The sequence below is a fragment of the Pseudomonas sp. JL23 genome (assembly GCF_056933585.1).
Genome location: NZ_CM167795.1, coordinates 3,816,907 through 3,841,853 on the forward strand (window position 1 = coordinate 3,816,907; position 24,947 = coordinate 3,841,853).

Annotated in this window: 19 protein-coding genes, 1 tRNA gene and 3 pseudogenes; 5 read left to right on the forward strand and 18 right to left on the reverse strand. The window is 57.7% G+C overall.

Annotated features, from left to right (window positions below):
• Window positions 1-48 precede the first annotated feature (48 nt).
• The 9 genes and pseudogenes from AC1Z24_RS17760 to AC1Z24_RS17800 form a co-directional block, all read right to left on the reverse strand.
• The gene (locus tag AC1Z24_RS17760; protein WP_483741980.1) at window positions 49-822 is read right to left on the reverse strand and encodes an SDR family oxidoreductase; all 774 of its coding nucleotides are present in this window, start codon (window positions 820-822) and stop codon (window positions 49-51) included.
• Window positions 823-1,022: 200 nt separating this feature from the next.
• Window positions 1,023-1,943: a LysR family transcriptional regulator gene (locus AC1Z24_RS17765; RefSeq protein ID WP_483741981.1), complete on the reverse strand. Its 921-nt coding sequence runs from the start codon at window positions 1,941-1,943 to the stop codon at window positions 1,023-1,025.
• A 96-nt stretch (window positions 1,944-2,039) separates the two neighbouring features.
• Window positions 2,040-2,897, reverse strand: coding sequence for a sensor histidine kinase (locus AC1Z24_RS17770; protein WP_483746657.1), 858 nt, complete (start codon window positions 2,895-2,897; stop codon window positions 2,040-2,042).
• Window positions 2,898-3,494 (reverse strand): annotated as a pseudogene (locus tag AC1Z24_RS17775) (response regulator transcription factor); the annotation flags it as partial.
• Window positions 3,486-5,750: pseudogene (locus tag AC1Z24_RS17780) on the reverse strand (ATP-binding protein); the annotation flags it as partial. The pseudogenes AC1Z24_RS17780 and AC1Z24_RS17775, both read right to left, overlap by 9 nt.
• 31 nt (window positions 5,751-5,781) lie before the next feature.
• Complete coding sequence (locus tag AC1Z24_RS17785; RefSeq protein WP_483741982.1) at window positions 5,782-6,882, reverse strand: substrate-binding domain-containing protein; 1,101 nt, start codon at window positions 6,880-6,882, stop codon at window positions 5,782-5,784.
• A gap of 203 nt (window positions 6,883-7,085) precedes the next feature.
• Window positions 7,086-10,172: an efflux RND transporter permease subunit gene (locus AC1Z24_RS17790; protein ID WP_483741983.1), complete on the reverse strand. Its 3,087-nt coding sequence runs from the start codon at window positions 10,170-10,172 to the stop codon at window positions 7,086-7,088.
• The gene (locus AC1Z24_RS17795) at window positions 10,169-11,290 is read right to left on the reverse strand and encodes an efflux RND transporter periplasmic adaptor subunit (protein ID WP_483741984.1); all 1,122 of its coding nucleotides are present in this window, start codon (window positions 11,288-11,290) and stop codon (window positions 10,169-10,171) included. The genes AC1Z24_RS17790 and AC1Z24_RS17795 overlap by 4 nt, the downstream gene beginning before the upstream one ends.
• A 160-nt stretch (window positions 11,291-11,450) precedes the next feature.
• Window positions 11,451-12,071 (reverse strand): TetR/AcrR family transcriptional regulator, encoded by a 621-nt coding sequence (locus AC1Z24_RS17800; RefSeq protein WP_483741985.1) that lies wholly within the window; start codon window positions 12,069-12,071, stop codon window positions 11,451-11,453.
• An 87-nt stretch (window positions 12,072-12,158) separates the two neighbouring features.
• On the opposite strand from AC1Z24_RS17800, the gene AC1Z24_RS17805 reads away from it, so the two are divergent.
• On the forward strand, window positions 12,159-13,625 hold the full coding sequence (locus tag AC1Z24_RS17805; protein ID WP_483741986.1) for an efflux transporter outer membrane subunit: 1,467 nt from the start codon (window positions 12,159-12,161) through the stop codon (window positions 13,623-13,625).
• Between the two features lie 359 nt (window positions 13,626-13,984).
• Here AC1Z24_RS17805 and AC1Z24_RS17810 read toward each other — a convergent pair whose 3' ends face one another.
• Entirely contained in the window at window positions 13,985-14,965 is a 981-nt protein-coding gene (locus AC1Z24_RS17810; protein ID WP_483741987.1) for an AraC family transcriptional regulator, read from the reverse strand.
• 389 nt (window positions 14,966-15,354) lie between these two features.
• On the opposite strand from AC1Z24_RS17810, the gene AC1Z24_RS17815 reads away from it, so the two are divergent.
• Both AC1Z24_RS17815 and AC1Z24_RS17820 read left to right on the forward strand, forming a co-directional pair.
• Complete coding sequence (locus tag AC1Z24_RS17815; protein WP_483746658.1) at window positions 15,355-16,338, forward strand: aldo/keto reductase; 984 nt, start codon at window positions 15,355-15,357, stop codon at window positions 16,336-16,338.
• A 333-nt stretch (window positions 16,339-16,671) separates the two neighbouring features.
• Entirely contained in the window at window positions 16,672-17,196 is a 525-nt protein-coding gene (locus tag AC1Z24_RS17820) for a hypothetical protein (RefSeq protein ID WP_483741988.1), read from the forward strand.
• Window positions 17,197-17,300: 104 nt separating this feature from the next.
• On the opposite strand, the pseudogene AC1Z24_RS17825 reads toward AC1Z24_RS17820, so the two are convergent.
• The 4 genes and pseudogenes from AC1Z24_RS17825 to AC1Z24_RS17840 all read right to left on the reverse strand — a co-directional run.
• Window positions 17,301-17,730, reverse strand: a pseudogene (locus tag AC1Z24_RS17825) (integrase arm-type DNA-binding domain-containing protein); the annotation flags it as partial.
• Window positions 17,731-17,966: 236 nt separating this feature from the next.
• Window positions 17,967-18,042, reverse strand: a tRNA-Gly gene (locus AC1Z24_RS17830).
• A 63-nt stretch (window positions 18,043-18,105) separates the two neighbouring features.
• Complete coding sequence (gene pgsA, locus AC1Z24_RS17835; protein ID WP_259102981.1) at window positions 18,106-18,666, reverse strand: CDP-diacylglycerol--glycerol-3-phosphate 3-phosphatidyltransferase; 561 nt, start codon at window positions 18,664-18,666, stop codon at window positions 18,106-18,108.
• A 134-nt stretch (window positions 18,667-18,800) separates the two neighbouring features.
• Window positions 18,801-19,697, reverse strand: a complete 897-nt coding sequence (locus AC1Z24_RS17840) for a LysR family transcriptional regulator (protein WP_483741989.1) — start codon at window positions 19,695-19,697, stop codon at window positions 18,801-18,803.
• Between the two features lie 99 nt (window positions 19,698-19,796).
• Between AC1Z24_RS17840 and AC1Z24_RS17845 the strand changes: the two genes are divergently transcribed.
• A complete protein-coding gene (locus AC1Z24_RS17845; protein WP_483741990.1) occupies window positions 19,797-20,459 on the forward strand; it encodes an NADPH-dependent F420 reductase in 663 nt (220 codons plus the stop codon).
• Between the two features lie 11 nt (window positions 20,460-20,470).
• Here the strand turns inward: AC1Z24_RS17845 and uvrC are convergent, their stop codons facing one another.
• The 3 genes from uvrC to AC1Z24_RS17860 form a co-directional block, all read right to left on the reverse strand.
• Window positions 20,471-22,294 carry an excinuclease ABC subunit UvrC gene (gene uvrC / locus AC1Z24_RS17850; RefSeq protein ID WP_483746659.1) on the reverse strand — a complete coding sequence of 608 codons (1,824 nt, stop codon included), beginning with the start codon at window positions 22,292-22,294 and terminating at the stop codon, window positions 20,471-20,473.
• Window position 22,295: 1 nt separating this feature from the next.
• Window positions 22,296-22,940 (reverse strand): response regulator transcription factor GacA, encoded by a 645-nt coding sequence (gacA, locus tag AC1Z24_RS17855; RefSeq protein ID WP_483741991.1) that lies wholly within the window; start codon window positions 22,938-22,940, stop codon window positions 22,296-22,298.
• 174 nt (window positions 22,941-23,114) lie between these two features.
• Window positions 23,115-23,480: a helix-turn-helix domain-containing protein gene (locus tag AC1Z24_RS17860; RefSeq protein ID WP_483741992.1), complete on the reverse strand. Its 366-nt coding sequence runs from the start codon at window positions 23,478-23,480 to the stop codon at window positions 23,115-23,117.
• An 82-nt stretch (window positions 23,481-23,562) separates the two neighbouring features.
• Here AC1Z24_RS17860 and AC1Z24_RS17865 point away from each other — a divergent pair, with 82 nt between their 5' ends.
• Window positions 23,563-23,784, forward strand: coding sequence for a DNA-binding protein (locus tag AC1Z24_RS17865; protein ID WP_483741993.1), 222 nt, complete (start codon window positions 23,563-23,565; stop codon window positions 23,782-23,784).
• 22 nt (window positions 23,785-23,806) lie between these two features.
• Here the strand turns inward: AC1Z24_RS17865 and AC1Z24_RS17870 are convergent, their stop codons facing one another.
• Window positions 23,807-24,577 carry a carbon-nitrogen hydrolase family protein gene (locus AC1Z24_RS17870; protein WP_483741994.1) on the reverse strand — a complete coding sequence of 257 codons (771 nt, stop codon included), beginning with the start codon at window positions 24,575-24,577 and terminating at the stop codon, window positions 23,807-23,809.
• Between the last annotated feature and the right edge of the window lie 370 nt (window positions 24,578-24,947).

Sequence of the window (24,947 nt, forward strand, 5' to 3'; positions counted from 1 at the left end):
AATTCAGCCCAGGCGCATTTGCCCCGCACAAGCAAGGGTTGAGTCTGCTCACTTGGTGGTGTAGCCCCCGTTAATCAGGATGGTTTGTCCCGTAACCCACCAACCATCGCTAACGAGGTGGCGAATGAAAGGAACCACATCCTGAATATCCGTCAAACCAGTCTTGCTAAAGGGTGAAAGTGCCGCAGCGGTTTTATGATATGCCACGGCATCAGCGCCTTCTGCCGGGTAGAAAAAGGGTGTGTCCATCGGTCCTGGCCCCACCGCCGTCACTGAAATACCGCGTTCACCAAACTCCTTGGCGGCCGCACGGGTATAGTGCTCGACCGGTGCCTTGGTGCCAGCGTAGGCTGCATAGAATGGTGTAAAGGCTCCTAAAAGTGAAGTAACTATCGTACAAATTTTACCATTATCGTTGAGATGCTTTCCGGCCTCCTTAATGAAAAAAAATGCGGCCTTCGAGTTAACAGCGGTCATTTCGTCGTATTCGGCTTCGCTGATATCTGACAGAGGCTTTTTCAGCACCTTACCCACAGTGTTGATGGCGATGTCCGGTTTACCAAACGCTGCAGTGGCCTCTATGAATAGCTTCTCCACAGCGTCCGCCGTTGTAAGGTCCAGCTGCACCGCCACTGCCTGAGCACCCGCCTTCCTGATATCCGCAACGGTTTCGTCGGCATCTGCCTTGCTGCTTGCACTATTGTAGTGAATCACCAATGCCTTGGCGCCTTGTGCAGCAAGGTCGCGCGCAATCAGACCACCGAGATTCTTCGCACCACCCGCGATAACGATAGTCTTGCCGTTGATGGAATGGTCAGCCATGGGGAATTTCCTTTGGGTATAAGGGAGCTCCGAGTGTAGGTAAACACAGCGGCTAAATAAGCCCTGACTACCTGGATAGACAATCCAGCAGGGCACACTAATGCCGGGCGAGGTTATACGATCGAACACCGCACGCGAAGGATAGGCAGGTCAGCCGGATTGGCATGGGGACTGGACGGGCAGCACGGCGTTTCAATTGCTTAAGAAGCAGATTCTGTAACTTCAAGATGCGGTTGCATCAATGCTTCAAACCATTCGATGAACGCGTTCAGCCGCCTCGAACGCTGACGTCGATGCGAATACAGCAGCGAGACCGGCATGGAAGCGGCCCGAAAGCCGGGCATGACCTCCACTAACTGTCCGGAGTCCAGCAAGTGCTGTACATCGAATCGGGGGATCTGGATTAACCCCATACCTGACAGACAACAGGCGATGTAGGTTTCAGCATTATTGACTATCACCGAACTGGGTACAGCCATCTCGCGTCGCTCGCCACGGTATAAATAGTCCCATGGCAACTCACGACCGTTACTCGATGAGGCATACCCTACCGATAAATGCCCCTGCATCAGCTCTCCAGGTTCTTGAGGAGTACCATGCTTCTGAAAATAGTCAGGGGCGCCACAGTTGATCAGTGCAATATGCCCTATCGTCCGCGCGACCAGACTGCTGTCCAGCAGATTGCCAATGCGCACGACGCAATCAACTCCTTCTTGTACCAGATCGATAGAGCGGTCCGTGGAACCCAGTGCGAGTTGCAGTCGCGGGTGACTGCGCTTGAAACTTGGCAAGGCCGGCGCGATCAACCGTCGGGCTATGCGACTTGGCACATCGACATTCAAGCGCCCAGACACTTGGCGCTGATGCGTCTGGAACAGCTGCTGGATGTCATCGGCATCCGTGAGTAACTGCCGCACGCGCTCCAGCAACTGAGCGCCATCAGCCGTCAGTTGAACTCGGCGTGTCGTTCGATGCAACAATCGTGCACCCAGATCTGTCTCCAGCTCCTGAATAGCCGCCGATACGGAGGCACGTGGCAACTCCAGCAGGTGAGCAGCCCTTATAAAACTCCCCATTTCAGAGACCTGGAGGAAAACGCGATATTGTGTGAGTTTGTCCATAATTTTAGCCGGCGAGGCCGCCCTCCTCCAAAAACAGCGTTCCTCGGGAGCGGTCTCTCGCCGGAAGAAGTGGATTGCGTGCCGGTTCGGTATCTATCACTTGCTCTGTGAAGCATCAAGGGGAATATCGAGGATAAAGCTTGCGCCCTGTCCAACCCCGTCGCTGTGCATGGTCAAGTTGCCACCCATTTCTTGCGCGGCCAGCGCGCAGCTGTGCAGGCCGAAACCGTGACCTTCTTTGCGCGTAGTAAAGCCATGGGTAAAGATACGCGCCAGGTGTTCTGGCGCAATCCCATTGCCGTTGTCGGTCACCGTGACGCGCAATACTGGCCCTTCAGCGAGAGACGCGCCTAACGTAATGCACGGGCTGCGATCGATCACGCCGTCCAACGCCTGCCTGGCATTGCGGATCAGGTTCACCAGAATCAGCAGCACCCGGTGCCGGTCCAGCGAGAGCAGGGGCAAGTCGGCAATTTCCTTGACCACCGTCACCTCCTGGCGCGCCGATGATCTGGCGCTCATGCGCAAGGCATCCTCGATTAACTCTGAGACCGGCACTGTCTCGACGACACTGACAGCAACGGCATAGGACTGCTGGGCAGCGACAATGGTTTTGATATGGTCAATGCCCTTGGTGAGTTGCCCGAGTTCTTCGATGATGCCTTGTTGTTCTACCGTCACCATCTCCGCCAGCTTGAGCAGATAGTCGGGCAGCATCTTTCCTTTTTGGTCTGTGGTGAGAAAATCGCTCAGGTCATTGACGTGTTCATTCATCAGTTGAACCACCTTGCGCAGCCCCTGGACTTTGGAGGCGCGCATCTGGCTGCTGACCAGTTCTGCCGATACGTTCACGCTGTTGAGGACGTTGCCGACGTTGTGCAGCACAGAGGTGGCGATTTCGGCCATGCCCGCCTGACGGGATTTGGCATGCAGTTCGGTTTGCACCTGGCTCATGCGTAGCGCCGCGCGTACGCGAGCCTTGAGTTCCAGCGGCGAGAAGGGCTTGGCGAGATAGTCATCGGCGCCACTCTCAAGCCCGGAGACGCAGGCCTCACTGCCGCCGCGGGCGGTCACCAGGATCACGGGTAAATGGGCAAAACCGGCGCTGGCCTTGATTCTGGCGGTCAGGCCGAAGCCGTCGAGTTCCGGCATCATTACATCCGAAACGACGACATCGATGGGTCGACGCTGCAGGAGTGCCCAGGCCTGCTCTCCATCAGATGCAGTGGCGACGATATAGTCGTCGTGCAAAAGTTCGCGGAGATAGCTCAGCATTTCCGGGCTGTCGTCTACCACAAGCACTTTAGATCGCGAGGCGTGTTCCGGGTCCTGCTCATCATCTGTGTCTTGCGTCGAAGTCCGCTCGTTGCGACTGCCCTGACGACCGTCGTCGAAACGCAGGTGACGCTGCTCGGTTGTGCTTGACGATGATCGCTCTTGCATATTGCTGGCTTCGGTTGGCACGGTGTTTTGCTCAGCCCCCAGCGGAAGTCGAACAAAGAAGCACGAACCCCGTCCGGGTTCGCTGTTGACACCGACTTCGCCCCCCATCAGTTCGACCAGATTCTTGACCAGGGCGAGGCCGATGCCTGTGCCGCTGTATTGGCGAGTGGCGGAATTGTCGATTTGAGAAAAACGCTGGAACAGCAACGGCAGTTTGTCAGGCGCGATGCCAATTCCTGAGTCCTGCACCGCAAGTTCAAATCGATCGCCATCAAGCGGAGTCACTGCCAGGTGCACGGTGCCGCCAGCGGGCGTGAACTTGATGGCATTGCTCACCAGGTTGAGAAGAATCTTCTCGAAATGTCGGGGGTCCAGGTACACCGTGCCGAGCGCGGGATCGATGCTGCTGGTCAGGGTGCAGCCTTTGCCCTCAGCCACCATGGCGGCATCCTCGGCCAGCACACCCACCGTCTTGTTCAAGTCAATTGGCGATGGACACAACTCAAACTTGCCCGCTTCGGCCTTGGAGAAATCCAGGATCTCGTTCACCCGATTCATCAAGCGCAGCGCGTTGCGTTGGGCGCGGTCGATTTGCACACGCCAATCTGATGGCGGGATGGCCGCCGCCGAGAGCTGCTCCAGGGGGGCGAGAATGAGGGTCAGGGGCGTGCGCAGTTCGTGGCTGACCGTGGCGACGAAATCACTTTTTGCCTGATTAGCGGTCTCGGCCTGATTACGCGCGTGAATGAGTTCGATGGCCTGCGCCTCGAGCACCTCGGTCTGCTGGTGCAAGGTGTCGGTCCGCTCGGCGACCATTCTCTCCAAAGAGGCCTGGACCTGCTGTCTTTCGGCTTCGGCCTCGGCCTCCAGCACCCGGATGCGCAGGGCATTCTCCTGAAACACCCGTACGGCGCGGGTCATGATGCCAATTTCGTCACGGCGCCCGACGCTGGTGATCTTGGCATTGAGGTCACCAGCGGCAAGCCGACGCATGACCGAGGCCAGGGCGACGATGGGCTGCGCGACAAATCGCGACGTGCTCCAAGCGATGGCGCCAGCCAGCAGGATGGCGACGGTACCTGCAACTATCGTCGCCAGCATGCCGCGATCATTGTGAACCACAGCGTCGGATCGCGCCTGGCCGACGAACTGCGCAACCAACAGGCCGGCACTCCGTGCCTCGTTGCGAACCTGGTCGCGCGCGCCGCTCAAGGCGTTACTCGCCTGATGGAACCTGGCGAAGGCCGCCCGGTAGCCGGCAATCTGATCGCTGACCGTCAGGGGCGTAGCCTTGGCTTTTAACTCCACGGACGAAGGGAGAACACGAGACAGACGGGAGAGCTCGTCAAGAATGTCGCGCACAGCGCTGGCGGTCTCGGCCGACGGTGACAGGCGAAACGACAAGGTCTGCGCCTCCAGGGTGGCAACGCGCTCGGCGAAGCGCTTGGACAACGCCGCTGCATTGTGCAGCAATCCGGTGGCTGCCTGAATGTCGCTTGCGTCATGGGCAACCTGCCCATCCACTTCATCCATCATTGCCTCGAGGCGCTCGACCACATCCCCGACGGCGGCAAGCTCTCGCAAAACCTCGCCTCCTCGCAGCTTTGGAGCCTCGCCAAGGTGCTCTACCGCCACACTGGCAGTAGCTATAGCCGCCGCCAACTGGTCCAGGATCTCTCTCGCCTGCGGCGCCCCTATCACCTCGCGCAATTGTTCGACCACGGGCTGGAGTGCCGCGCCAGCGTTCCGCGCAGCAGTAGCGGCCGCCCCATCACCGGTCACCAGAATCCTGGCCGCATTGACGGTGATGATCCGCTGACCGTTGCGCAGAATATCCAGGATGCGCCGGGCGCTTTCAACGTTACTCACCCGCGCCTCGAGCTCAGCGGTGCGGGCGTCGAGACCCTTCAACCCATCGGCGATGCCCTGTTCGACGAGGATCGTCGCCTCTCGCATCCGCCCGTAGTTGGCTGTCATGTTCTCCGTTTCGCCATCCATCGTCAGGGTCGCTGCCCGCAAGGCGGCTATCGCCGCGTCGAGCCTCTCCAGACTGCCCTTGAGCGACTCCGCCTCGGCCACAGGAATGGCGGTGAGGCCGGCGATCGCCGTCGCTACCATACCTTCGGCCTGGGACAGGCTGTCCTGGTCGCGAGTGGCGATGAAGTTTTCCACCCGCCCGGTGGCCCCGTTGACCGAAGCAAGGATCTCCGCAGAATGGCTGGCGGAATCCACCGCACGTACCATGCCCCGCAGGCCATAGAGGTTCACTAGCGATACCGCCAGCATCAGGAACACCAGTGCCGCGACCGCCAGGCCAATTTTGACGGCAATGGGCCGGTCCTTGGCTGGCTTGAATGTCAGCATGGTGCCTCGCCTCCCCGTTCCCCGCCGACCACTACTGCTTCATAACCTCCGGCAAAGGCGCGGGCGGCGCCGTATTACTGATGGCCACGTCGATCATCGCCGCAACAGAAGCCTGGCTATACACAGGATTGGCGGCACCGCCCACTGGCATAGTGGTGAGCCAGGCATCCAGGTCCTTCGCATCGATGCGCACCAGCGGCACTTCGACGAACTTCGGCACCTGCTTGCCGGCCAGAATCTGCTGAGCGACCCAGAAACCCACCTGGGAGACGCTCGGGGAAGCGGAAATGGAAACGGTCTCGTAGCCATTGGCATCGCGTTCCTGTTTCCACAGGGCAAGTTCATCCTGACGGTTCCCCATCACGATGATCGGCAAAGGGCGTCCCGCCGACTTGAACGCCATGGCCGCGCCATAACCGTCGCCCCCCTGGGTAGCAACGGCATCAATGCCGGGCAGGGACGGCAGCGCCAGCGCCACCTCCTTGCGTGCGACGGACCCCGTCCAGTTTCCGTACACGGTCTTGGCGAACCTCAGGCCCGGATAGTCGCTGGCGGCCTTGCGAATGCCATCGCTGATATTTTTATCGGTGGCATCGCCAGCAATGCCGCGGATCTCCAGCAGCGTTCCGTTGCCCTTGAGGCGCTGGGCGATATAGTCCATTTCCACGCGCCCCATTGCAGACCAGTTGTAGTCCACGGTGTAGACGCAACGCTCGGTGACCAGGCTGGCCATCACGACCACCACGATGCCAGCGTTGCAAGCATCGCGAATAACTCCGTTGAGGGCCGTGTCGGACGCGGCCAGGATGACAATGGCGTTGACGCCCTTGACTATCATGTCCTGGATCTGGGCCGCTTGTTCCGATGCCGAATTATTGGCACTGACCACCGGAGCCTCGCGGATCAAGCCATCCTTTTGCGCCTGGGACGCAATCTCCTGCCAGTTGCTCACCATCACTTTGCGGAAATCGCTGCCCGCGTAGGAGTTGCTGAACCCAATGCTATAGCTTGCTGTAGAGCCGCCGGCGATGCCGCCGTCGGCAGCCTGGGCTGGATTGGCAGCAACCAACACCAGCCCGCTCACGCAGCCAGCGAAGCGCCATAAGATTTTGTGGATCGGTTTAGTCTTCATGCCGTTCTCCATCGTGCCCGGGATTTACCAACAGCAATCTACCTGCAATGAGCATAGTCGCAACGTGCCAGCTCCGCGCGGCCATGGACGATTTCACCACCTGCCTTTACGACCCGGATCAATGCTCTACGCCGATCCTTCATCCGGTACTTCGTTAAGTGCTGCTCGGTCACTGATCATCCATCCGGGACCACATGGCTCGGTCAGGCAGCATCTGCGGGTGTCAGGACCTCCTTCGGAGTGTCAGGTTTGATCTTGAACCACAGGGCGTACATCGCGGGCAGGAACACCAGGGTCAGCACGGTGCCGGCAAACGTACCTCCGATCAGGGTGTAGGCCAGCGTGCCCCAAAACACCGAATGGGTCAGCGGGATGAACGCCAGCATCGCCGCCAGCGCCGTGAGAATGACGGGCCTGGCACGCTGCACAGTGGCTTCGACCACGGCGTCATAAGGGGACAGGCCAGCCTGCGCATTGGCATGAATCTGACCTATGAGGATCAGCGTGTTACGCATCAAAATCCCCGACAACGCGATCAGTCCCACCAACGCGTTGATCCCGAAGGGTTGCTGGAACAGCAGAAGCACCGGCACCACGCCAATCAGGCCCAGAGGCGCTGTGGCAAATACCATCATCATTGCCGACATCGAACGCACCTGAATAATGATGGTGAGTAACGTCAGCGCGATCATGATCGGGAACAGCGGCAGTAACGCTTTGTTCGCTTTACCCGACTCCTCGATCGCTCCTGCCAACTCAATGCGATAGCCCTCAGGCAGCTGTTCAATAAGCGGTTGCAGTTGCTTCATCACCGCACTGGAAACATCTGGCGGCTGAAGCCCTTCAGCCACATCACCCCGTACGGTGATGGTTGGCGTTCGGTCACGACGCCGCAGAATGGGCTCTTCCATTCGGATCTCCACTGTGCCGATCTGAGACAGCGACACCCGTTGGCCCTGCGCTCCGGTCAATGTGAAGGCGTCGATTTTCGAGGGGTCCAAACGAGTGTCGCCGGCTGAACGTGCAATCACCTGGACTGAGCGAATATCCTCGCGCACCTGGGTCACGGGCGCTCCGGTCAGCAGAAACTGAAGCTGTTGAGCAACTTCTGCGGAGGTCAAACCGAATGCCGGCAGACGATCCTGATTGAGTGTCAGGTGAAGTGCCGGAGCACGCTCGCCCATGTCCGTATTGACGGTTCTCATCATCGGGCTGGCTTTCATGACCTCGCGCACTTGCCCGGCGATATCACGCAGTACTGTCAGATCCGGGCCCATGACGCGAAAGGCCACCGGGTAAGGCGAGTAAGGGCCGAATACCAACTGGGTCGCACGTACGCGTGCCTGAGGAGCCAGGCCGTCAGCGACGGCTTGCCTCAGCCGGATCTTCAGAGCCTCGCGCTCTTGCTGATTGGCCGTTAGTACAACGATTTTTGCAAAAGAAGGATCGGGCAACTCCGGTGCCATCGCCAAATAGAACCGTGGAGCGCCCTGACCAATGTAGGCAGTGACTGTCCGCGCTTCCGGTTGTTTCGCCAACCACGCCTCGACTTCGGATGCTGCCGCATCAGTTTGCTCAATGGACGTGCCATAAGGCATCTGCACCTCAACGAGCACCTCGGGACGGTCTGATGTCGGGAAAAATTGCTTCTTCACCACGCCCATGCCGAGAATGGCGACAATGAACAAAGCGACCACCGAGATCGCTACAAGCCCTTTACGACGAATCACCCCACCCAGTACGCGCCTGAAACGCACGTAATTGGGCGTCCCGTAAATCGCGGTATGGCCGCCTTCAGGCACCTTGATCTGCGGTAGCAGTTTCACCCCCAGGTAGGGGGTGAACACCACTGCCACCACCCAGGATGTGATCAGCGCAATGCCGACGATCCAGAACATGTTGGCGGTGTACTCGCCTGCCGTTGATTTGGCGAAGCCATTAGGCATAAAGCCGATTGCAGTGACCAACGTGCCTGACAACATAGGCGCCGCGGTGTGACTCCAGGCATAGGCGGAGGCTTTGATGCGGTCATAACCCTCCTCCATCTTCACCACCATCATTTCAATGGCAATGATCGCATCGTCCACCAATAGCCCCAGCGCCAGAATCAGCGACCCCAGCGTTATGCGGTCAAAGTCCTTGCCTGTTGCAGCCATGACAATGAAAACCGCCGCCAGGGTCAGCGGCACCGCCGCAGCGACGACGATGCCGACACGCCACCCCATGCTGACAAAACACACCAGCAGAACCACGCCCAGCGCTGCGAAAAACTTGATCATGAATTCGGTGACGGATGCGTCTATGTTCACCGCCTGATCGGTGACCTTGCTCAACGTCATGCCTAACGGCAGCTGCCCATTGATTGACGTTGTCTCGGCTTCAAGCGCCCTGCCTAAATCGAGGCCGTTCCAACCGTCGCGCATCACAATACCGAGCAGCAAGGCGGGTTCGCCATTGTTGCGCACCATGAACGTGGCGGGGTCCTCGTAACCACGCCTGACCTCGGCCACATCGGATAATTTGAGGGTTCTACCCTGCATGGCCAGCGGCGTGTCGCGAATCTTCTGCAGATCATCGAACGCACCATCAAGTCGAATGAACACCTGCGGTCCCTTCGCCTCGACCGAACCGGCTGGCGTCATCATGTTTTGCGCATTCAACGCGCTAAATATGTCTCGAGCGGAAATCCCCAGCGTCGCCAGACGCTCGTATGACAACTCCACATAAATGCGCTCGGATTGCTCACCAATGATATTGACCTTCTTCACGCCCGCCACGTGCAGCAGGCGCTGACGCAAGGACTCGGCCTCGCGAACCAGCAATCGTTGCGGCTCGCCCTTTGCCTTTAGTGCATAAAGGGCGAAGGTGACATCGGCATACTCGTCGTTGACGATCGGGCCGATGACGCCAGGCGGCAACCCCGCCTCTTCGTCATGGAGCTTCTTGCGAGCCTGGTAAAACTCCTCGGGAACAGCAGAAGGCGGCGTGCTATCCAGCAGATAGACGGTGGTGAGCGCGAATCCCGGACGAGTGAAGGTCTCAGTCCGGTCGTACCAACGCAATTCCTGCATGCGTTTTTCCAGCTTTTCCACCACCTGATCCTGCATCTCACCAGCCGTCGCGCCAGGCCATACCGTTACCACCGTCATTTGTTTGATGGTGAAGGCAGGATCTTCCGCGCGCCCCAACTTGAAGAAGGCGTACAACCCACCTATGGAGATCAGCAATATCAAAAACAGCGTGATCGAACGCTCACGCACTGCCAGTGCGGACAGGTTGAAGCCGGTCATCGGCGCACCTCAGCCACCGCTGCCTGAGCGCTGCCCGCCAGCTGCGGCCTGACCTGCTCGCCCTCGCTGAGAAGGTGAGCACCCAACGCGACAATACGATCATTGATATTGAGATTACCGGTCACACGTGCAGTTTCTGCATCACTCAAACCGAGGAGCGTTACAGGGCGCCAGGTCACCTGCTCAGGCTCCCCGCTCACGACCCATACACCCGGACCTTTACCCGCGTCATAGACAGAGGCGACGGGCACCTGGACTTCCCTGTCGATGGCAGTTGGCGTACCGCCGATGGCGACCGAAATGGTCGACCCCAGCGTGGCATCGGCGAGTACGCCCTCCAGCACGTAACGCGCCTCAAATGTGCGGGTCAACCTGTCAGCCGAATCGGACAACTGGCGCAGATGCGCCGCCCCTTTGTGCTGATCCAGCCCGTAAAGCTGCACGGTCGCCGGCGATCCCAGTGCCGGACGTAGTGTTTCAGGTAATTGAACGACTGCCTCACGTTGCCCGGAATGGGCAACACGCACCACCACTTGGCCTGCCCCTATTACCTGCCCCGGCTCCGCCAGGGTATCTACAACAACGCCGTCGGAATCGGCCAGCAAGGTTGAATAACCGGTGGAGTTTTTTGCGACATCAGCCTGGGCTTTGGCTGCATTCAGTTGAGCTTTGGCCGAGTCGGCAGCCGCTTTGATCCCTGCGTAAGCAGAGGCAGAAACTGCACCGACAGACACCAAATCACGGTAGCGCAGCTCGTCATCAGTGGTTTGCCGGGATCGAGCCATTGCTGCGAGCACCGCTTCCTGCTGCGCTCGCGCTGTCAGCGTCAGATCGTTCGCATCAATGCGCATGAGTGGTTGTCCACGCTTGACGCTCTGGCCGGTGTCCACGAGGCGCTCGGTCACCTTTCCCGGCACTCGAAAACCAAGGTCACTCTGAACCCGTGCCGCAACGACGCCGGTGTATACGCGAGTTTCAGGCACAGAAGGCTGAACCAGACTGATACGCACCAAGGGCACTTGAAGACGAGGATCAGGAGGCGGCGCCTCGCTGCATGCAACCAAGGCCAGCGGTAATAAACCGATGAAGAGAAATGAAGTCGAGCGGCGCTGGATCATAGAGACCTCTTGGAAACAGATGCGCCATGCTTATTCAAGTGACCAATTATGTCAATGGTCACAAGGTGAACAAATAAAAGCCGTTTGATGATCAGGCGAGATCAGCAGAGTCGGCCTTGAATTAGGAATGCAAAGATAAACCCGGCAGCCAGCGCTCTTTTTAAGGCATCAGGCTGCGCAGAATGAGGTTGGAGATGAGCCCGGGCGCCTCTTCAACGACGTCGAGGTTGTACTGCAACAGTAAAGGATTGATGTAGGGACGCAGAGCGAGATGAATCGACTCTACCGTCTCATCCAGGGGTGTCTTGCGCTCAAACTCTCCAAGTTCACGCCCCTCCCGTACAATGTGCTGTACGAAGTGTTTGATTCGCCTGTCATAGACCTGCGAGCTGGGCCAGCTCTCCGAAGCAGCAAACGCCGCGATGTCATACAGTTTTCGATCATTGAAAAACAGGTCTACACCCTTGGTTATCAGGGTTTTGACCAATCGTCGAAAGCGCTCCGTAGGCGAGATACCCTCGCCATTGATAGCGTCCTCCACTGCCGCCATGATTTGCGACAGGCAGTTGCTGCAGATGGCCTCACCAATCGCCTGTTTGGAGTCGAAGAACTTGTAGATATAAGCCTTGGAAAAACCGATCGCTTTCGCGAGGTCGGAGACTGTTGTCTTGCTGTAACCGTATTGACTGAAATGTTCGTTGGCCGCCGCGACAATCTGGTCTCGGATATCGTGTTCGGCGGGACCGCGGGTGCTGGACGAGGAAACGGATAATGGGCTCATGGGATCAGCTTACTCACCCGCAGGACTGTTGACAACTCATGACCAAATTGTAATATGGTCACTAATCGCTCATTTGCCAGGTGTCACATGCACCCTTACCGTTTTGCCGTTTTGCTCAGTATCGGCATGGTCGCGGGCTGCTCGGTCGGCCCTGATTATTCAGCGCCCAAAGTAGAATTGCCCGAGCATTTTTCAGCGCTTACACCGGCAACACGAACAGTTGACGCAGCCCCCAGCGATCTCACCGCTTGGTGGGACGCTTTCAATGACCCCGTTCTCAGTCAGTTAATCAATCGAGCCCTTGAACAGAACCTCGATTTAGCTCAGGCAACAGCCAGGATCGAACAGGCTCATGCGGGTTTGGGAGCAGCTAATGCAGCGCTTTTGCCGTCGGCTACGATCAGTGGCCAAGCGGCCAGAGCACGACAGTCTCTGGAGACACCGTTGGGTCAAGTGCTGAATTCAGATCCATCCTATAACCGCTACGGCAGTGCTTATGAGGCTGATCTCAATGCTGGCTGGGAACTGGATGTATTTGGGGGATTGCGCCGAGGCAAAGAAGCAGCCATCGCCGACTATCAGGCCTCCCAAGCGGCGGCAGTTGCCACACGACTGGCCGTGGTGGCGCAGACTGCTGACCTTTACATCAGCATCCGCGGCATGCAAGCACGCCTGGAAATTGCCCGTAAGCAAGTAGAGACACGACAACAGCTGTTCACCACCATCGAACACCTCTATGCCAAAGGACTGGCTGCTGAACTGCAGTTGAATCAGACTCAAGGATCACTGAACCTGGCGCAAGCGACTGTGCCGGTACTTCAGGCTGGCCTTGATTCGGCAATGAACGCTCTGGATGTCATGCTGGGTAAACCACCGGGTACTTATACTGCGCTGTTGACCCCATCAACACGCATCCCGGACGTACCAAAGTTCGCCAGCCTGGGCTCTCCAGCCGACCTGCTGCGCCGACGTCCAGACTTGATCGTCGCAGAGCGCCGACTTGCGGCATCGAACGCTCGCATCGGCGAAGCCATTTCCGAGTACTACCCCAAGTTTTCCGTAGGGGCGCTGTTAGGCAGCGCTACCTCTGTCTCCAGCGGAAATCTTTTCTCCAATGATGCCAACCAGGCATCGGCGGTATTGGGATTACGCTGGAGGCTGTTCGACTTTGGCCGCATCAACGCTCAGATTGACCTGGCCAAGGGGCGGGAAGCCGAAGCGTTAGCTGCCTATCGCCAATCGGTGCTGAGGGCGTCCGAGGATGTAGAAACCGCGTTTTGCGCACTGATCAACCGCGAGCAGCAGTCTAAACATCTTGCACAGGGCGAGGCTGCTTTTACAAAAGCCCGGGACAGATCGTTCACCGCCTACGAAAAAGGCGTGGTGAGCCTGATCGAAGTACTGAATGCCGATGAGAACCTGTTAGCCGCATCTGATGGTAGAGCACAAGCACAAACGGAATCGGCGCGCGCTGCAGTGGCCACATTCAAAGCATTGGGCGGCGGTTGGCAACATCAGACACCCGCACCTCGCCTTCTCTCCAGTGCCCAATAACAAAGGCTGAATATCTTACGAAACGGTTCATCCCGCTTTACGGCCTTAACTGGCCGTTTTTTTATGGAGAAATGAACATGGGTCCAACGTTCACTGTCCGGGCCGAACCCGCCCGGTTACGCGGGGTTCAGTCCAGCGCCGGGTTTCAGCGTTTCCCGCCGCAACGAAAAAGGATCCGAAGGTCCTGATTTCAATCGCTTGCAGAATTCATTGGAACTCTGCATCCAAGAGAGTGAGTCTGCTCTTGTCACTTGTTGCACCACGCTCTTCGTCCCCTTTGCCGCAAGGACAAGGTAACGGACGAGGGGGCTGATTGTTTCTCCACATCGCCTTACATACTCGAATCACGCCTGGCGCGGCTAGTCGAGCCGCCCACCATTTTCCCGGGCGTGCTTGATGTCTCTGGAGGGTGGGGCTCCGAAACGCCGGGCATATTCGCGGCTGAACTGGGCGACGCTTTCATAGCCGACCCGCAACGCGGCGGTGTTCACGTCTAGCCTATCGGTCAACATCAGGTTGCGCGCGGCTTGCAGCCGCAACGATTTTTGATACTGAATGGGGCTGGTGCCTGTCAACTTGCGAAAACGGTGATGCAGGGTAGAGCTGGCCATTCCTGATCGTTCGGCGAGGTCGGACACGTGCAGCGGCTTGTCGTAGTGATATTTTAGCCACTCAATGGCTCTCACGATGCCCTTGTCTCGGTAACCATCGCGCGTGACGCTGCGCAACAAATGCCCCGCCTCACTGAGCAGCAACCTACCGTATATCTCCCGCTTGATAAGGCCCGACATCAGGCCTGCTTCAAGTGGTCGTTCGATCAGCGTGGAGAGTCGGGCGAACGCGTCGAGCAGCTCACTCGTCGCCATACCGGATACGAAGCCCCGCGCCTCAGTAGCCATTTCCTTCTTTTGAGGTTCCAGGGTCAGGATCACCTCGTTGAGCATGGAAAAATCGAGCTTCAACACAATTGATAAATAAGGGATTTGCTCGTTAGCCGCATTAACGCGAGCCAGTGTGGGTATATCGACCGAAGTGACAAAAAACGCCCCTTGCCCGAACTCACAGGCTTCCTCGCCGAACGCGATCTCCTTCGCGCCCTGCAGAATGATGGCCACGCAAGGCTCATAAATGCAGTACTTGGGCGTACCTAGTTCGGCCACTCGATAAAAGGTCAAGCCTGGAATCGACGTCGTGCAAGCCTCGGCCAAGCCAATCTGCAAATTGACTTTTTCGATAAGCCGCCTGAGTGCCTGGAGGCGTTCGTTGGGCTGAGCGGGTTCGTGCACGCTCAGGGAATGCACATGGCTGGAACGGAACTGCGAGATGGAACCGCTCGTCATCACATGCCCCCTATATACGGAAGCCCGAGTGTGCTGAGAGTGCGTGACCAGCGCAAGTGCATCGGCAGGATTGTGCAAAAAATATGGCGCATTAGGGTCACCCGGCTAACCCTCATTGCTCTAACTTCTAGCACGAATACCGGCTTCGATGAGGCCGTGCCCCCTAAGTCGCGAAAGGAAAGTTTTGGATGGACAGACGAGATTTTCTTACCTATTCGGTCGCTGGTGTTGTTGCAGCCGCTTTGCTGCCACCATCGGCTTTCGCAGGTTCGGTGGCTGCAGTCCCTGCGCCCACTTTGCTGACAGAGCATGGAAGCGCGATGCGTACTGAAGGCCGACTCGTGCGTTGCGACCTGCCCCTCAATGCGCCCTCTCATACAATGAGATACATAACGCCTCAACGCTTTGGCATGGGCGGGACGCAGATCGGCAATATCTTTGCGCCGATCAGCGACGAGCAGGCGGGCTTGGTTCTGCAGGCGGCTTGGGATGCGGGTGTAAGGCTTTACGATACGTCGCCGTTCTACGGGTTTGGCTTGAGTGAATATCGTCTGGGTCGTTTCCTGCATGACAAAGATCCAGACGACTATGTGATCTCCACCAAGGTCGGCCGCGTGTTGACGGCTGCGGGTGGCCTGCGCGCGGACCATGCCATCTGGAAGTCGCCAGCCCCTTTCAACTACCAATATGACTACACCGCAGCAGGCACGCGACGCTCCGTGGAAGACAGTCTGCAGCGTCTTGGGCTACCACGTATCGATATCGTTTTTATCCACGACATCTCACCAGATAACACCGAGCTGGAAGGCGGATGGGAAGCGGCGTATCGAATTGCGCGCGCAGGGGCGATGGTTGAGCTTGAAAAGATGCGGGATGAAGGGCTCATCAAGGCATGGGGCTTCGGCGTCAATACGCCGAACGCCGTGGTTCAGGCACTGGCCAGTAATGACCCGACGCCAGACATCGTGTTGCTTGCTTGCCATTATTCCCTCCTTGACCACAGCGATGCACTGCGCAACACCTTTCCGGCATTGAGAAGCAAGGGCACCAGCGTCATGGTTGGAACACCACTCAATGACGGATTTCTGGGAGGTCGTAGCCGATATAACTTCAGCCTGGATCTACCTGTCGGAGCGATAGAAAAGCGCGCGCGAATCATGGCGGTTGCCAGCCGACATGACATCGACATTCATACTGCCGCCTTACAGTTCGCAGCGGCACATCCACAAGTGTCCGCGATCATTCCGGGGGCGCGTTCGCAGGGGCAGGTAGTTTCCAATGTACAGGCGATGAAGGTCGGTATTCCGGCAGCCTTTTGGGAGGAGTTGAAGCGCCATAGTTTGATTGATGCTCAAGCACCGGTGCCTTCCTGAGCTTTATTGCAGTTTACCGGAGCAAGCTTTAACTTCCTTTCACGACAATCACTTATATCCATAACATTGAGAATTCAAGGACCTTATTCTCCAGCAAACAAACTGTGCACGCGTTCAAATAAGAACGCTAGCCTAAGGTCGTAATAAATGAAAACACGAACGTCTCTCATGATTTCCGGAGGCCTACTTGCGCTCTGCAGCAGCGGTTACTTACTTGCGGACACACTTGCGCTTAGCGTTCCGTTGCCTGATCCACTCCCTCGATTGAAGGTTCTGACACTCCTTGTAGGTATGCACCTGCTCGGTATGTGCTTCGGTCTAGGTGGGGCGACGATGCTGGACCTCTGGATTTTGCGTTGGATGCGTAAGGGTAGCCTCCCCGTTGAAATCGGACGCACCTTTCACTTCATCAGCGACGCGGTCACTCTTGGACTATGCCTCCTGTGGCTTTCAGGCCTGGGCTTCCTTGCTCTTTACGCGTTGGAGGCACCGGAAAGGTTTGAAAATCCTAAACTTTGGGCGAAAGTGATTGTGGTGATCGTCCTGACCCTCAATGGAATAATCATTCACGCGTTTGTGTTGCCAGACGCACTGCGCGACTTGAGTCGCCCCCTGCTCTTTGGGGTTTCCCGTATAAGAGCTACCTTATTTCTCGCATCAGGTGCAGTTTCGGGTGTGTCTTGGTACACAGCTTTTGCCTTCGGCATTTTTCGTGAGTTAAACAACAGTGTCACTTTCACCCTATTGGTTATCATGTGGCTTACGCTGATAATAACCGCTTCTCTCGCAGCCATTCTGCTCTGGTTAAACTCTGCAGCAAAAGTAAGAAAACATACTTCGTTCAGTCCTCCGACTTAAAAATAAAGGCCATCTTGGACATTGCTTGTAACTGCCCGGGCAATTGAGGCAAATCCAGCCAGTACTGAGCGACTGCACTGAGTTTTGGGTTCAACCGGTCGATGCACCAGATCATGACGATTGATGTCGTAGACGGACCGCCCACCAAGCGATGGCAGATTTGCGAGAGTGTGCTCTGGCGGCCCTCCTTCAGGTCCAGCCTGCGGAACTCGACCCACTGATTGAACATGGCCTCAAAGGTATACTCTGCCGCAAACCGAACAGCACGGCGTTGCTGTTTATGGTGCTCATAGGGGTTGACTCCTTGGGCAACCAAGGCACGCGCCTCATCACGTCGCGCTCAGGCTTCTCTAAGGCTGATTTGCGGATGACTACCCAGGGACATGCGCTTGTGCTGCCAGCCCGGTGGTATCTGAAACGCCAGATTTTTCCGCCGTGGGCCGTAACATTGAGCGCAAGCCCATCCGTATCGCCTAACGTGTAGTCATTACCAGTGATTCGGGCGTCCCGAACGGTCATATCCGAGAGTGCCATAGCGAGTTCCTGAACAAAGTCAGGACCAGATGCTCATCTCGTTATCCAAGCTGCGCCAGCAACAAATCGATTCAGTACTCATCCAAATTCAAGATTCCCATTCGGGACTTAAATCGGGACTTATAACGCACCGGATAGTGCAGGATTTCAGTGGTTCCCGCTGGAACGAAAAAAGGACCCGAAGGTCCTGATTTCAATCGCTTGCAGAATTCAGTGGAACTCTGCAGCGCAATATTTGGAGCGGGAAACGAGACTCGAACTCGCGACCCCGACCTTGGCAAGGTCGTGCTCTACCAACTGAGCTATTCCCGCGTCTTGGTGATGGCCGCTATTCTAGCGTTTCAAATTATTACGTCAACCCTTTGTTTTAAAAACTTATTTTTTTTCTGTGGTGGTCTTCAGATGCGGCCACGCAGCGCGCATGTATTGAACCATCGACCACAGGGTCAGGCCGGCGGCGATCATCAGCAGGATATAGCCCAGCACCACCCAGAAGGTCACGGCGGGCGGATTGGCCAGCAGGATGACCAGGGCCAGCATCTGTGCCGCCGTCTTCCACTTGCCCAGGTTGGATACCGCCACTTGGGCACGAGCGCCCAGTTCGGCCATCCATTCACGCAAGGCGGAAATGACGATCTCGCGACCGATGATGACCGCTGCAGGCAGGGTCAGCCAGAAGTTGGCGTGGGCCTGGACCAACAAGACCAGCGCTACGGCGACCATCAGTTTGTCCGCGACCGGGTCGAGAAACGCGCCGAACGGCGTGCTCTGCTCCAGGCGGCGAGCCAGATAACCATCGAGCCAGTCGGTGGCGGCGGCCACGGCAAATACCGTACTGGCAGCGGTGTAGCTCCAGTGGTACGGCAAATAGAACAGCAAGATAAAGATCGGAATCAGGAGTACGCGAATTACGGTGATCAGATTAGGGATATTCATCGGCACAACTGGCTGCGAGGTGAGCGGGCATTTGACTCAGAAAGATATCTGACGAGACCTGTTGCCACATTCTACGGGCTTCATTCGGATCATGTCTAAAAAAGTTCCAGGGACCCTGCCCTCGATCTCCGCCCTCAGGTGGCAGCGAAATGGGCAACGGCGGCATCGATGAAGCGCCTGAGTTTGGCAGTCATCTGCCGATCGCCACGATAAAGCAGGTGCATCGGACGACTGGGGCCGTCATAACCGGGCAAGAGCCTGACCAAATGCCCCGCTGTCAGGGAGGGTTGAAGAAAGTCGGCGGGGCCAAGGACAATACCGAAACCATCCAGCGCGGCAGACAACAGCGCCTTGGTTTCATTGACCTGCAAGCGACTGCGCGCACTTACGCTGTAGGTCTGCGCGCCCTGGCTGAACTGCCAGTGATTGTCGGCAGGCCGCGACCAGTACACATAACCCAGACAATCATGTACGGATAAATCAGCGGGCACCTGGGGAATGCCACGCTCAGCAATGTAGGACGGCGCCGCGCAGGCAATCAATCGATAAGGCGCCAGGGGTCTTGCGATCAGGCTGTCGTTGACGATCGGGCCGATACGAAATACCGCCTCATAGCCCTCTTCCACCAGATCGACAGCGCGGTCGGTCAGGTTCAGGTCAATCTCCACTTCCGGATACTGGCGCAGGAACGCGGTAACAAATGGCATCAGACTATGTGAACCAAAGGTGACCGGTGCGCCGATGCGCAAGCGGCCACGAGGCGTTGCGCTCATGACCTGGGCCAAGGCATCGGCCTCCCCGGCTTCGGCGAGGATATGTTTGCAGCGCTGATAATAGGCCGTGCCCAGTTCGGTGAGGCTTTGCCGCCGGGTGGTGCGATTGAGCAAGCGAGCACCAAGGCGCGATTCCAGAGCCGCGACATGCTTGGCGACCATCTGCGCCGACATGCCCAGACGTAACGCCGCACCGGCGTAAGAGCCTGCCTCGGCCGCCACGACAAAGGCTTCCATGCTGGTCAACCGATCAATCATTCCCTACTCCTGGTAATTAATCTAACGCCTGCCTGCTAATTTATCGCCTTCTATAAGTGAATCATTCTAGACCTCCAATCAGCGAGAGGAGTAACGACCATGCGTGTAGGCATTATCGGAGCAGGTTTTATCGGGCGCGCCGTGGCGCAATTGCTGCTGGCGGCCGGGCACGAGGCGATGCTCAGCAACTCAAGGGGGCCAAAGACACTGACCAGCATGGCCGCCGGTATTAGCGGCAGCCAGATCGGCACCGTCGAGCAGGCCGCAGACTTTGGCGAAGTCGTGCTGGTGGCGATCCCCTTTACCCACTATCGCGATCTTCCGGCGCCTCTGCTGGCAGGCAAAATCGTCCTCGATGCCAATAACTACTACCCCGACCGCGACGGCCATATCACCGAACTGGACAATTTCGAAAGCACCACCAGCGAAATGATTGCCGCACATCTGCATGGCGCGCGGTTGGTCAAGGCGTTCAATGCCATTCTGGCCCAGGATCTGCTGGACGACGGGCGCCCTGCAGGTGACCCTCAAAGGCGTGCGCTGCCCATCGCCGGGGACGATCAAGCGGCGAAGGAGCTAGTGACCCGCCTGCTCAACGATATCGGTTTCGATACGGTGGACGGCGGCGAGTTGAAAGACAGCTGGCGATTCGAGCGGGCCAAGCCGGCCTATTGCATCCCGTTAAAACGGACCGAACTCATTGCCGCACTGGCAGCGGCCGAGCGTGAGGTTGAACTGCCCCACGGATCCTGGCGGCACTGAGAGACGGTGAGTTATTCGCTATGCAGATTGGCGTAGATCGACTCGGCGAGTTTCTTGCTGATACCCGGCGCCTTGGCGATTTCCTCGATACTGGCCCGGGACAGCTCCTGCAGGCCGCCAAAGTGCTTGAGCAGGTCGCGGCGCCGGGTCGGCCCGACACCGGCTACCCCTTCGAGAGTCGAGGTGCGACGGGTCTTGCCGCGGCGGGCGCGGTGGCCGGTAATGGCAAAGCGGTGAGCTTCGTCGCGAATCTGCTGGATCAGATGCAGGGCCGGTGAATCACCAGGCAAGGTGAACTCATGGGCGGCGTCATTAAGGTAGAGCGTTTCGAAACCGGCCTTGCGCGTCGTGCCCTTGGCCACACCGAGCAGGATCAGGTCAGGCACCGCCAGTTCGTTCAACACATCCCGGGCCATACTCAACTGGCCCTTGCCACCGTCCACCAGCAGGATGTCCGGCAACTTGCCCTCGCCCGCCTTGAGTCGACTGAAGCGGCGGGTCAGGGCCTGGTGCATGGCGGCGTAGTCGTCACCTGCCGTCACGCCTTCGATGTTGTAACGGCGGTAATCAGCCTTGATCGGGCCTTCCGGACCAAAAACCACGCAGGACGCCACCGTCGCCTCGCCACTGGAATGGCTGATGTCGTAGCACTCAAGACGCAGCGGCGGCTCGTCGAGGTTGAGCACGTCGGCCAAGGCTTCAAAGCGCGCCGCCACATGCAAGCGGTTGGCCAGCCTCGCGGACAGCGCCTGCTCGGCATTGGTCACCGCCAATTGCTGCCAGCGCGCCCGGGTGCCACGCACTCGATGGCTGATGGTCATTTCCTTGCCACGGGAAGCTTCGATGGCCTCGATCAGGGCCGGGAAGTCGTCGTGAACCACGTTAACGATCACTTCGCCGGGCAGTTCGCGATCGACACCACCGAGGAAATACTGCGCCAGGAACGCAGACATCACCTCACCGACCTCCTCCTCGATCCCCACCTGGGGGAAGAAGTTCTTGCTGCCCAGCACACGCCCACCGCGAACGCTGATCAGATGCACACACGCGCCACCGGGGTTGACGAAGGCTGCCACCACATCGACATCGCCACTGCCACCTTCCATGCTTTGCTGATCCTGGACCCGACGCAGCAAGGAAATCTGGTCGCGTACCTGGGCTGCATGCTCGAAGTCCAGGCTCATGGCGGCCTTTTCCATTTCGGCATTGAGCTCATCGGTCAGGGCATTGCTGCGGCCTTCGAGAAACATCACCGAGTGGCGTACATCCTCAGCGTACACCTCGGGCTCGACCAGGCCGACGCAAGGCCCTTTACAGCGCTTGATCTGGTATTGCAGGCAAGGTCGGGTGCGGTTCTTGTAGTAGCTGTCCTCGCACTGACGAACCAGAAAGGTTTTCTGCAGCAGGCTGAGACTCTCGCGAATCGCCCCGGCGCTCGGATAAGGCCCGAAATACCGGCCCTTGGCCTTTTTTGCCCCGCGATGAATGCTCAGCCGTGGAAAGGCGCCATCGGAGAGAAACACGTAGGGATAGGATTTATCGTCACGCAGCAGAATGTTGTACGGCGGCCGCCACTCTTTGATCAGGGTCTGTTCGAGGAGCAGGGCTTCGGTTTCGTTGGCCGTGATGGTGGTTTCGATCTGCGCGATGCGCGCGACCAGTGCACTGGTCTTGGGCGCATGGCCGGTCTTGCGAAAATAGCTGGCCAAACGCTTCTTGAGGTCTTTGGCCTTGCCCACGTACAGCAGTTTTTCCTCGGCATCGAACATCCGATAAACGCCGGGGCGGCCGCTGCAGGTAGAGAGAAAGGCACTTGGATCGAACGCTGTCATCATTTCAGGCGCTGGCATCGACCATGCCGTGACGTACTGCCAACAAAGCCAGCTCGACATCGCTGCTGATCGAGAGCTTTTCGAAAATGCGGTAGCGGTAGGTATTCACGGTCTTGGGTGAAAGACACAACTTGTCAGAGATCGACTGGACCTTCTGGCAGCCGACGATCATCAGGGCAATCTGGATTTCCCGCTCGGAGAGCAGATCGAACGGCGAGTTATTGACCTGTGGCTGAAAAGACTTGAGTGCCAGTTGCTGGGCAATCTGCGGGCTGATGTAGCGCTGGCCGGCGAATACCAGGCGAATTGCCTGGACCATCTCGGCCAGCCCTGCACCCTTGGTCATATAGCCTGCTGCCCCGGCCTGAAGCAACCGGGTCGGAAACGGATCTTCCTCGCAGACTGTCACAGCCACCACCTTCATATCGGGGTGGCTGCGCATGAGTTTTCGCGTGGCTTCGAGGCCGCCGATACCGGGCATCTTGACGTCCATCAGGACGACATCGGGTTTGAGCTCCCGAGCTTTCTTCAACGACTCTTCACCCGAGTCGGCCTGACCCACAACCTGCAAGCCGTCGATATCGGCGAGCATGCGCGTGATGCCCGTCCGAACAAGATCGTGATCGTCGACAACCAGCACCTTTATCAAGCAGATACCTCACGAAACAGTCATACAAATGCCAATCACCTTAGCAAAAACGATGAGCCAGACCTAGCACCTGACCGGATCCGTAACACAGCGATTTTCAAAAGCGCTGTAGGCACGCTATCACCATTGCTTCGTGTTGCCGAAAAATCTTTTTACAGACAGGCGTTTCCGGACTCAGCTGCTTTCCGTTTTCTGCCTGCTCTTAACCGCATATGAGCCTGAAAGCTCGGCCATCGTGACGGTCAGGCGCCGAATGGCGTCCTGGTCCTCCTGGCCAAGACTGCGATAACTGCCCAGCACCTTTTCTTCAACGGCACTGAGATTATCCACCGAGGTAGGGGTTCTGACCCCTGTAATCACGAATAATACGTCCACTCCCTGGGCTGCGACGGCGGCCAGATAATCGGCCTTGGGCGCGCGACCGCCGTTTTCATATTTACCCTGAGCATTTGCCTCGACACCGCCGATTTCGCCGAATGCTTTCTGAGACAACCCCAGTCGCTCTCTTTCCTGTCTTAATCGAAAACCGATTCCACTCATTTGAATGCATAATCCTGTTGACCCAATCCTTACGAATGTTAGAATTGAGACGAAGTTAAACTGATTTGAACGGTTTTAAACTATGCCCGGAATACGCACCGCTGCACAAGCCAAGGCCTGGCTCGAACAACAGGGGAAATCTGTTCAAGAGTTTGCGCGGGAAAACAAGATTGACCCTGCCACCACCTATCAGGTGCTGTCTGGACGCAAGAAAGGTCGACGCGGCGAAGCCCATAAAGTAGCGGTGCTGCTGGGGATGAAAATCGGCATCATCCCCGGCGAAACACTCGCTGAGCCGGAGTAATAACGCCCCCGCCCTATCGGCCTTAACCGGCCAGGTTGACTGTGCGCGCGGACCAGCCTTGGGCATCGCGCTCGACGAGCAGCAACAGATCACCCGCCCCCTGCGCCGCTCCCACCAGCGCGCCATCCTGTGCCCAGAAGGCGCTACGCCCCGCAGACTGCCAGCCGCCCGTGACCCCGCCATGGTTGGCCATCAACACCGCCATGCGGTGCTCTGCGGCATAACCGCGCAGGATCCGGCTATCGGCGGCATAACCGCCTTCGCTGATCAACACACTGGCCATATAGAAGTTCGCCCCTGAGGCGGCGGCCCGTCGTGGGTGCTCCGCCTGGCCGAAATCGGCACACACGGCCATGGCCAGGCGCTCGTCACCCAGAGTCAACAGCGGTCCACCCTGCCCTGGGGTAAATGTCAGTTCTTCGCCTGCATGCAGATGTTGCTTGGTATAGACACTGACTTGCCCCTTGACATCGATGATCAACGCGCCGATCAGAATGCCGCCACCGGCCGCCTTGAGCGGCGCGCCCACTACCGTAACCATGCCGCTTTGCGCCGCCAGTTCACGCAATGGCAGCAGGCGCGCATCGTCGCTGTCGATGGCCACTTCCCGGGCAAGGGTCGCTTCGTAGCCGCTCAAGGACAACTCCGGAAACATCAGGAATTGCACGCCCTCATCGATGGCCGTCTGCATGAACCGCATATGACGTTGTACATTCGCCTGGATATCACCGGCGATGGAGGTGGATTGCGCAGCGGCAATTCTCAAGACGGCGGTTTTTTCAGAAGAAGACACTGCAAGCTCCAGGGCACTGACCGAACCGACGATGTTAAGGACGAAGATCGATGCATGCCAGTCCCACAACCGCCCGATTCAATCGAGACGATTGAAATTTCCAATTGAATCAAGGCATCGGCCTGAAGTAAGCTCAGCCCCATTCAACGGAGACGCATGATGTTGCAAACACTTCCTTCACAGCCGCTTCACCCTGCCGACACTCAGCGTTCGGTCGTGGCGGCTGCCTGGAAAACTGCGCAACCCGCTCCTGTTAACGGCTTTTATTTTGGGTATTGGTTTAGCCACTGGCGCGCCTGATACCTGAACGGCGCCCATCACCAAGGGGACGCCAACCAGAGAAAATCTCTACCCCCGGTCGGCTACCCGA